Raw genomic sequence first — 8,953 nt, 5'->3', positions numbered from 1 at the left:
TCGTGGACGGCGGTCGACTCGGTGGCGGCGCGTCCGGCGCGGACCGCGGGCACGGTCGTCAAGGACGAGGGCGAGGGCGGCAAGCAGCTCGCCGCGTTCCTGGCCGACCAGAAGTTCATCTAGTCCGCCCCGCCCCGACCCCGATCCGGCTGATCCAGTGATCCGGCCGATCCCGCTGAACACGGAGACATAGAGCAATGGCTGAGATTCTCGTCCTGGTCGACCACGCCGACGGCGCGGTCCGCAAGCCCGCCCTGGAGCTGCTGACCCTGGCCCGCCGTATCGGTGAGCCGTCCGCCGTCGTGCTGGGCGCGGGTGCCGCGGCCGCCGACATCGCCGCCAAGGCCGCCGAGTTCGGTGCCGCCAAGGTGTACGTCGCCGACGGCGCCGAGTTCGCCGACCAGCTGGTCGTCCCGAAGGTGGACGCCCTGGCCCAGATCGCCAAGGCCAACGACGTGGCCGCCGTCCTGGTGACGTCCTCCGGCGAGGGCAAGGAGGTCGCCGCCCGCGTGGCGCTGCGCCTCGGTTCCGGCATCATCACCGACGCCGTGGACGTCCGCGCCGGCGAGCAGGGCCCGATCGCCACCCAGTCGGTGTTCGCCGCCTCGTTCACCGTCGACTCCCGCGTGAGCAACGGCGTGCCGGTCATCACCGTCAAGCCGAACGCCGTCGCCCCGGAGGCCGTCGCGGCCGCCGGTGCGGTGGAGAACGTGTCGGTGGAGTTCACCGGCAACGCCGCCAAGGTCACCTCGCGCACCCCGCGCGTGTCCACCGGCCGCCCCGAGCTGACCGAGGCCGCCATCGTGGTCTCCGGCGGCCGTGGTGTCGGTGCCGCCGAGGGCTTCGGCGTGGTCGAGGAGCTCGCGGACGCGCTGGACGCGGCCGTCGGTGCCTCGCGCGCCGCCGTCGACGCCGGCTGGTACCCGCACAGCTCCCAGGTCGGCCAGACCGGCAAGCAGGTCTCGCCCCAGCTGTACGTGGCCAACGGCATCTCGGGCGCCATCCAGCACCGGGCCGGCATGCAGACCTCGAAGACCATCGTGGCCGTCAACAAGGACCCCGAGGCCCCGATCTTCGAGCTCGCCGACTACGGCGTGGTCGGCGACCTCTTCGAGGTGCTGCCGCAGCTCACCGCCGAGGTGAAGGCCCGCAAGGGCTGATCCCCGCGAACCGCCGGAGGGCGTGGCACTCGGTACCCCGGTACCGAGTGCCACGCCCTCCGCCGTTTCCCGGTCCGCCTGCCCGCTCCCGTCCGCCTGTTCCCGTCCGGGGCCGCCGGCTATTCGGCGAAGGCCGCGAGGTGCTGGGTGAAGCCGCCCTTGGCGGGCGGCAGCGGCCGCGGTTCGAGGTCGTGCACCGGCGGCGGCTCCTCCATCGGCAGCAGCCGCAGCTCGGGCTGCTCGGAGTCGGGGGAGGAGTACAGCCGCACCCGGGTGCCGACCGGGACGGTGCTGCGCATCCCGTCCACGATGCACCAGACGTCGAACCCCTCCTCCATCCGGATCAGCGATTTCTGCCGGACCAGCGGCGTCCGGGCCTGTTCGACCGCGCAGCGCCGGACCACGCCGGTGCCCTCGCTGGGTTCCAGTCGCAGCTCGGTGGAGCCGCAGGTGGGGCAGAGCAGGCGTTGGAAGGTCGGGTTGTTGCACCAGGTACAGCGCTGGAAGTACAGCGTCGTGCTCCGGGTGTCGGCATCGATGGCTGAGTGGACCACGCTGTCATCTCCCTGCGCTCGGACCGGCTCTGTCGGCTGAAGTACGTCAGTAGTTCGGCGGTAGTTCGGCAGGAAAAGGATAGGGAACTCAGTGCCGCCCTGGGAAGGCACTGAGTTCCCTTTTTGCCACGCACGTGCATAATGAAGGGTACTGAGTACCGTCGTGAAACAGGAGTGGCGATCATGAGCCAGGACTTCGATCTCTTCCGTATCTCCGAGGAGCACGGGATGCTCCGTGAGGCGGTGCGTTCGCTGGCCGAGGCGAAGATCGCTCCGTTCGCGGCGGAGGTGGACGAGCAGGGTCGGTTCCCGCAGGAGGCGTTGGACGCGCTGACGGGCAACGATCTGCATGCGGTGCACGTGCCGGAGGAGTTCGGTGGTGCGGGGGCGGACGCGTTGGCGACGGTGATCGTGATCGAGGAGGTCGCGCGGGTGTGCGGCTCGTCGTCGTTGATCCCGGCGGTGAACAAGCTGGGTTCGTTGCCGGTGCAGCTGTCGGGTTCGGAGGAGTTGAAGGCGAAGTACCTGGGGGCGCTGGCGCGGGGTGAGGGGATGTTCTCGTACTGCCTGTCGGAGCCGGAGGCGGGTTCGGACGCGGCGGGGATGAAGACCCGTGCGGTGCGCGACGGTGACTTCTGGGTGCTGAACGGGGTGAAGCGCTGGATCACCAACGCGGGGGTGTCGGAGTTCTACACCGTCATGGCCGTCACGGACCCGGAGAAGCGTTCGAAGGGGATCTCGGCGTTCGTGGTGGAGAAGGGCGATGCGGGGGTGTCGTTCGGGGCTCCGGAGCGGAAGTTGGGGATCAAGGGGTCGCCGACGCGTGAGGTGTACTTCGACAACGTGCGGATCCCGGCGGACCGGATGATCGGTGCGGAGGGGACGGGCTTCGCGACGGCGATGCGGACGCTGGACCACACCCGGGTGACGATCGCGGCGCAGGCGGTGGGTATCGCGCAGGGTGCGTTGGACTACGCGAAGGGCTATGTGCAGGAGCGTAAGCAGTTCGGGAAGGCGATCGCGGAGTTCCAGGGTGTGCAGTTCATGCTGGCGGACATGGCGATGAAGCTGGAGGCCGCGCGGCAGATGACGTACGTGGCGGCGGCGAAGTCGCAGCGTGGGGATGCGGATCTGACGTTCTTCGGTGCGGCGGCGAAGTGTTTCGCGTCGGACGTGGCGATGGAGGTGACCACGGACGCGGTGCAGTTGCTGGGTGGTTACGGGTACACGCGGGACTACCCGGTGGAGCGGATGATGCGGGACGCGAAGATCACCCAGATCTACGAGGGCACCAACCAGGTCCAGCGGATCGTGATGGCCCGCAACCTGCCGTAACGACGGCCCGACGGGCCCCGGCGGCCGGCCGGTCCAGCCGACCGGCCGTCGGGGCCGCCCCGTCGCGCCGATGCTAAGTTCCGGAGAATGAGCGAGAAGGAAGAGCAGGACCTGCCCATGAACGACGGGCCCTCGAAGCCGGCCATGCGCGAGGCGCTGGTGGCCGCGGCCTTCGAACTCTTCCTGGAGCGCGGCTTCGAGCAGACGACGGTCGACGACATCGTCTCGCTCGCCGGTGTCGGCCGGCGCTCCTTCTTCCGCTACTTCCCGGCCAAGGAGGACGTGGTCTTCCCCGACCACGAGCGCAGCCTCGCCGAGATGACGGAGTTCCTGGAGTCCGGCAGCGGCGAGGAGGACCCGGTCCGGCACGCCTGCGAGGCGGCCCGCCTGGTCCTGCGGATGTACGCGGAGCAGCCCTCCTTCTCCGTCCAGCGCTACCGCCTCACCCGCAAGGTCCCCGGCCTGCGCGCGTACGAGCTGTCGGTGGTCTGGCGCTACGAGCACACCCTCGCCGCCTACCTGCGCGGCCGCTTCGCCGCCCGCCCGGACGGCCCGCTGCGCGCCGACGTGATCGCCGCCGCCGTGGTCGCCGCGCACAACCACGCCCTGCGCACCTGGCTGCGCTCGGGCGGCGAGAGCGACTGGGTGGCCGAGGTGGACGCGGCGATGGCCTTCGTCACCTCCACCTGGAGCGACCGCCCCGCCGACGCGGCCCAGGAGGGCGAGGGCCCGGGGGACGACGTGGTGGTGCTGGTCGCCAGCCGTCATGCGCCGCTCTGGCGGATGGTCCAGGGCATCGAGAGCGCCATCGGCGACTCCCGCCGGATCTGACGACGACGGCCGGGCCACGACGGCCGGGCCACGACGGTCTGGCCGCGGCGGCCGGGTCACGACAGAACCCGACGGGCCGCCGGCCCCGATCCGCCTTCCCGCGCACCCCCCTGACCGATCGTCCGTCGGTCCCACCGCTGTGCGCGCCGCTGCCCGGCCCCGCCGCCGACGGCCGGCAAAGTCCCGGAAAACAAAGAGAACCCCAGATCAACTGGGGTTCTCTCGTCGGTGTCCGAGGGGGGACTTGAACCCCCACGCCCGATAAAGGGCACTAGCACCTCAAGCTAGCGCGTCTGCCATTCCGCCACCCGGACTAGGTGTCGCCCTCGCGGCTTCCGATCTCTCGTCCGTCGCGCTGACAGATGTAACTGTAGCAAAGATCGGCTTGAGCTCCCAAAACGGCTCCGGAACGGGCGGACGTGCTGGTGGCGGGGCTGGTGGCGGGGGCGAGGGGTGGTCTGTGGCGGGGGTGTGACCAGCGGGTTTCGGGGGCGTGCGGGGGGTGGATCGCGATCGAGGGCTGGGGGAGGATGGGCGGACGTGCTCGTACGGCCCGGGTGCAGGTCCTGGGGGTGGCGCGCTGGTGCGTCGGTGCGGGCCAAAGACGAGGAGTGACCGTGAGCGAGCGGAGCGAGTCGGCGGCGCCGAAGGTGACGGCTGAGTCGGAGGTCGCCGAGATCTGTCGCGATCTGATCCGGATCGACACCAGCAACTACGGAGACGGCTCCGGCCCGGGCGAGCGCAAGGCGGCCGAGTACGTGGCCGAGCAGCTCGCGGAGTTCGGGATCGAGCCGCAGATCTTCGAGTCGGCCAAGGGGCGGGCCTCGACGGTGGTCCGGATCGAGGGCGAGGACCGGTCCCGTCCCGGCCTGCTGATCCACGGCCACACCGACGTGGTGCCGGCCAACGCCGCGGACTGGACGTACGACCCCTTCGGCGGCGAGATCGCCGACGGCTGCGTCTGGGGGCGCGGCGCGGTCGACATGAAGGACATGGACGCGATGACCCTCGCCGTCGTCCGTGACCGGCTGCGCACCGGCCGCAAGCCCCCGCGCGACCTGGTGCTCGCCTTCCTCGCGGACGAGGAGGCGGGCGGCACGTACGGCGCCCGCTTCCTGGTGGACAAGCACCCGGAGCTGTTCGAGGGCGTGACCGAGGGCATCGGCGAGGTCGGCGGCTTCTCCTTCACCGTCAACGACCAGGCCCGGTTCTACCTGGTGGAGACGGCCGAGAAGGGCATGCACTGGATGCGCCTGACGGTCGAGGGCCGGGCCGGGCACGGCTCGATGTCGAACGACGACAATGCGATCACCGAGCTGTGCGAGGCCGTCGCCCGGCTCGGCCGCCACAAGTTCCCGCTGCGGATCACCCCGAGCGTGCGGGCGTTCCTGGACGAGCTGTCGGACGTCCTCGGGTACCGGCTGGACCCGGAGGACATGGACGAGGTGGTCCGCGTGCTCGGCGGTATCGCCAAGATGATCGGCACCACGTTCCGCAACACCGCCCAGCCGACCATGCTCGGCGCCGGCTACAAGGTGAACGTGATCCCCGGTCAGGCCACCGCCCACGTGGACGGGCGCTTCCTGCCCGGCTACGAGGAGGAGTTCCTCGCCGAGCTGGACAGCGTGCTGGGCCCGCGCGTGAAGCGGGAGAGCCTGCACTCGGACCGGGCGATCGAGACCGACTTCGACGGCGCGCTGGTCGAGGCGATGCAGACTGCGCTGCGCGCGGAGGACCCGATCGCCCGGGCGGTGCCGTACTGCCTGTCGGGCGGGACGGACGCCAAGTCCTTCCAGGACCTCGGCATCCGCTGCTTCGGCTTCGCGCCGTTGCAGCTGCCGCCGGAGCTGGACTTCGCCGGGATGTTCCACGGCGTGGACGAGCGGGTGCCGGTGGACGGGTTGAAGTTCGGCGTCCGGGTGCTGGACCGCTTCATCGACGCCTGCTGATCGATCGACCGATCGATCGACGTCTGCTGATCAGGCGACTGGGTCGGCCCGCTCCCGGACTGCCGGGGGCGGGCCGACCGCATTGTCGGAGCGCATGATTGTGGGACGGGTGGAAAGCGATCAACAGAAACGATTCTGCCTGCCGTTCCGCGCCGGTCGTCTGTGCGAAGGATCACCGTTGCGGGTGAATGGGAAATCTGTTCCGTACCCCGTTTGCCGCAGCGTCGTTCATTCCTTTGCAGCCCGCCGAACGGGTTGCGTTGTCCATACAGGAGGAATGATGAAGATCAAGAAGATCGCCGCTGTCGCCGCCGCCACCGGTGGCCTGGTGCTCGCCGCCGCCGGTGTCGCGTCCGCTCACGGCGGTGCCGGTGCCGAGGGTGTGGCCGCGGGTTCCCCGGGTGTCGTCTCGGGCAACCAGGTCCAGGTCCCGGTCCACGTGCCCGTGAACCTGTGCGGCAACACCGTCAGCGTGATCGGCGTGCTGAACCCGGCGTTCGGCAACCACTGCGCCAACTTCTGAGCCGACCTCCGGGCCGCTGAGGCCCGTTGAGCCGGGCTCGGTACGGCCCCCGGGCGGCGGACGCGCCGCGCCGGGGGCCTTTGCGTGCCGGGGCTTTTGCATACCAGGGGCCTTGGCGAACCGGACTCGACAAGGTTCGAACGCTCAGGTCGCTCGATCGGGTGAAGCTGCTTCGTTCGGCTCAACCTCCCCGTTGGCCTCTCGTTGACTCCTGTGCAGTCAAAGGCCTTGCGCGATTTCCGGATATACGGAAATTCCGACTTTCATACGAGTTCATGCCAAGGTCGCCACGCCGTCTCGAAACGTCAGGGGAAATCATGAGGAATGTCGCCAAGAAGGGGATCCTCACTGCCGTGGCCACCGGCAGCGTGCTGGCCTCGACCGCCGGCTACGCCTACGCGGGCGCCGAGGCACAGGGGGGTGCCACGGGATCACCGGGTGTCGCCTCGGGGAACTCGGTGCAGGTGCCGGTCGAGGTACCGATCAACGCCTGTGGCAACACGGTCGACGTGATCGGCGCGCTGAACCCGGCGTACGGCAACCACTGTGCCAATGCCTCCGGCGGCGGCCGCCACGCCGCCCCGCGGCCCGGCCAGGGCGGCCACTCCGGGGGCGTCGCCGGTTCCGGTGCGGGCGCCTCCCGGGGCTCCTCCGCCTCCGGTGCCTCCGCGAGCGGTGCCGCGGCGAACTCGGCCGGGGTGATCTCCGGCAACAGCGTCCAGGCCCCGGTGCACGTCCCGGTCAACGCCTGCGGCAACTCCGTGAACGTGGTGGGCGTCGGCAACCCGGCCTTCGGCAACGAGTGCGGCAACGTGGCCCACCCCGCCCCGAACCCGGCCCCGAAGCCGACCGACGACTGCCCCGAGGGCCACACCCCGCCGCCGTCGACCGGTGGCGACACCGGTACGGGCGGCCCGCGCAACGGCGGCCCGTCGACCGGTGTCACCCCGAGTGCCCCGAGCACCCAGCCGTCGAGCAACGGCGGCACCCAGGCCGTCCCGGCCGCCGCCCGCACCAGCGCCCCGGCCGCCCAGAGCGTCGCCGCGAACAGCGAGCTCGCCCACACCGGAGCCGGTGACGTCGAGATGCTCGGCGCCGCCGGGCTCGCGCTGCTGATCGGCGGCGGCGTGCTCTACCGCCGGGCCCGCGCCGGCGCCCGCTGAGTCCACCGGGCCCGCTCGCGGTTGCTGTCGACGGGCCGGAGTGAACAGCTGAACAGCTGAACAGATGAACGGACGCACCCGCGGCCGCCCGGTTCGAACGGGCGGCCGCGGGTGCGTGAAGGCTCGGCGCACACTGGCTCGGTGCGCGGCGGCTCAGGGTGTGGTGCCCCCGCCCGTCACCAGCTCCGGATCTGCCGGATGATCCGTCGCTTGAGTCGGACCGTCCGGCTGCCGTCGGGGAACAGTCGCAGTCGGTCGAGCTCCCAGTGCCCGTACTCGGCGTGCTCGGTGAGCAGTTGGCGCGCCGCGTTGCGGGTGGTACCGCGCGGCATGCGCAGCGACTGGTACTCGTACTCCGGCTGCCGGACCGGCTTCGGTGGGGTCAAAACGCTCCTCCTGAGGATCACCTGCACGCAAGCCTACGGCCTGCCCCGGACAGTCGGCCCGGGTATTTCCGGCCGTCCTCCCGCCCCGGTGCGGCGGTTCGACGGTGCCCGGTCCGGAGGCCCGTCTGACAGTGCATCAGTTCTGTTGCTGCTGTGGAGGGGATACCCCGATACCGGCGCGCGAAGCGGTACCCGGACGGCCCCGCCGGGCCGCCTGCGCGCCCTCTGCGCCCGCCCCGCGCCGGTCCCGGTGGGGGACAGAACGCACGGAATCGGACATCAGGGGGGAAGTTGCGGTGAAATCGCGGGTGTAGGTGACAACCGCTGTGCGTACCGGCGCCGCGGGGAGATAGCGTCTGCACCATGTCTGATGCCGCGCAGCCCACCATTGCCGAGGTACGCGCCGCCGCTGAGGCGGTCAAGGCCGCCATCGACCGTCATCTGGAAGCGGTGTCAAGCCCCAACGCAGCTGATGATCCCGCCGTGACCGCTGCCTACGAGCAGCTCGCGACGGCGGCCATCGCCTACGACCAACTCCTGTACGAGGTCTACGACGAGGTCACCCCCTTCGAGATCCCCGGCGACGAGGGACCGGGCGGCTACCACGGCCCGGAGCAGCCCGAGGCGATCAGCGTGCTGATCCGCCGCGACTACCACGTGGTCGACCCCAAGCGGCTGCGCGCGCAGGCCGAGCGGCTCGACGAGTCGTTGACCCCGGGGGGTGCCGGCGGCGTGAACTCCGCGATCGGCGTGCTGTTCGGCGAGTACGAGCCGGACGAGATCGCCGCCCGCAGCGAGGAGTTCGGCCTGGAGGAGGCGGACTCGACGCTCTGGGTCGCGGCGGCCGAGCCGACCGAGCCGGGGGAGTGGCTGCCGGAGCCCTTCGAGCACGCGGACCCGCAGTTGCTGATCTGCCGGTTCGACGTGAGCGAGGTCTACGACGACGAGGACCCGGACGACTGACATCGGACGAACGCGCGAGGGGCGGGGCCCGCACGCCCGGGCCCCCCCCCCAGCGGTAGACCGGTGGGAGTCGCGGGGTGAGCGACGCC

The 8,953-nt window shown here is 70.8% G+C and carries 9 protein-coding genes, 1 tRNA gene and 1 pseudogene; 8 read left to right on the top strand and 3 right to left on the bottom strand.

Annotated features, from left to right (window positions below; all coding sequences use genetic code 11):
• Window positions 1-123: pseudogene (locus ACFV8H_RS35930) on the top strand (electron transfer flavoprotein subunit beta); the annotation flags it as partial.
• Between the two features lie 74 nt (window positions 124-197).
• Window positions 198-1,160, top strand: a complete 963-nt coding sequence (locus ACFV8H_RS35925) for an electron transfer flavoprotein subunit alpha/FixB family protein (RefSeq protein WP_380408228.1) — start codon at window positions 198-200, stop codon at window positions 1,158-1,160.
• A gap of 119 nt (window positions 1,161-1,279) precedes the next feature.
• Here the strand turns inward: ACFV8H_RS35925 and ACFV8H_RS35920 are convergent, their stop codons facing one another.
• Complete coding sequence (locus ACFV8H_RS35920) at window positions 1,280-1,714, bottom strand: hypothetical protein (RefSeq protein WP_380408226.1); 435 nt, start codon at window positions 1,712-1,714, stop codon at window positions 1,280-1,282.
• Window positions 1,715-1,897: 183 nt separating this feature from the next.
• On the opposite strand from ACFV8H_RS35920, the gene ACFV8H_RS35915 reads away from it, so the two are divergent.
• Window positions 1,898-3,049, top strand: coding sequence for an acyl-CoA dehydrogenase family protein (locus ACFV8H_RS35915; RefSeq protein WP_380408224.1), 1,152 nt, complete (start codon window positions 1,898-1,900; stop codon window positions 3,047-3,049).
• A gap of 87 nt (window positions 3,050-3,136) precedes the next feature.
• Window positions 3,137-3,880, top strand: a complete 744-nt coding sequence (locus tag ACFV8H_RS35910; protein WP_375897271.1) for a TetR family transcriptional regulator — start codon at window positions 3,137-3,139, stop codon at window positions 3,878-3,880.
• A gap of 229 nt (window positions 3,881-4,109) precedes the next feature.
• On the opposite strand, the gene ACFV8H_RS35905 is transcribed toward ACFV8H_RS35910, so the two are convergent.
• Window positions 4,110-4,194 (bottom strand) — tRNA-Leu (locus tag ACFV8H_RS35905).
• Between the two features lie 303 nt (window positions 4,195-4,497).
• On the opposite strand from ACFV8H_RS35905, the gene ACFV8H_RS35900 reads away from it, so the two are divergent.
• The 3 genes from ACFV8H_RS35900 (at window position 4,498) to ACFV8H_RS35890 (ending at window position 7,515) form a co-directional block, all read left to right on the top strand.
• The gene (locus ACFV8H_RS35900; protein WP_360246117.1) at window positions 4,498-5,829 is read left to right on the top strand and encodes a M20/M25/M40 family metallo-hydrolase; all 1,332 of its coding nucleotides are present in this window, start codon (window positions 4,498-4,500) and stop codon (window positions 5,827-5,829) included.
• 280 nt (window positions 5,830-6,109) lie between these two features.
• On the top strand, window positions 6,110-6,352 hold the full coding sequence (locus ACFV8H_RS35895; protein WP_375897268.1) for a chaplin: 243 nt from the start codon (window positions 6,110-6,112) through the stop codon (window positions 6,350-6,352).
• A gap of 317 nt (window positions 6,353-6,669) precedes the next feature.
• The gene (locus ACFV8H_RS35890; RefSeq protein ID WP_380408221.1) at window positions 6,670-7,515 is read left to right on the top strand and encodes a chaplin family protein; all 846 of its coding nucleotides are present in this window, start codon (window positions 6,670-6,672) and stop codon (window positions 7,513-7,515) included.
• 176 nt (window positions 7,516-7,691) lie between these two features.
• Here the strand turns inward: ACFV8H_RS35890 and ACFV8H_RS35885 are convergent, their stop codons facing one another.
• A complete protein-coding gene (locus ACFV8H_RS35885) occupies window positions 7,692-7,901 on the bottom strand; it encodes a DUF5703 family protein (protein WP_350517275.1) in 210 nt (69 codons plus the stop codon).
• Between the two features lie 363 nt (window positions 7,902-8,264).
• On the opposite strand from ACFV8H_RS35885, the gene ACFV8H_RS35880 reads away from it, so the two are divergent.
• Complete coding sequence (locus tag ACFV8H_RS35880; RefSeq protein WP_375897262.1) at window positions 8,265-8,864, top strand: hypothetical protein; 600 nt, start codon at window positions 8,265-8,267, stop codon at window positions 8,862-8,864.
• Window positions 8,865-8,953: the final 89 nt, after the last annotated feature.

This window comes from Kitasatospora sp. NPDC059827, from assembly GCF_042731675.1.
Classification (GTDB): domain Bacteria; phylum Actinomycetota; class Actinomycetes; order Streptomycetales; family Streptomycetaceae; genus Kitasatospora.
This window is presented reverse-complemented; position numbering and strand designations above follow the sequence as displayed.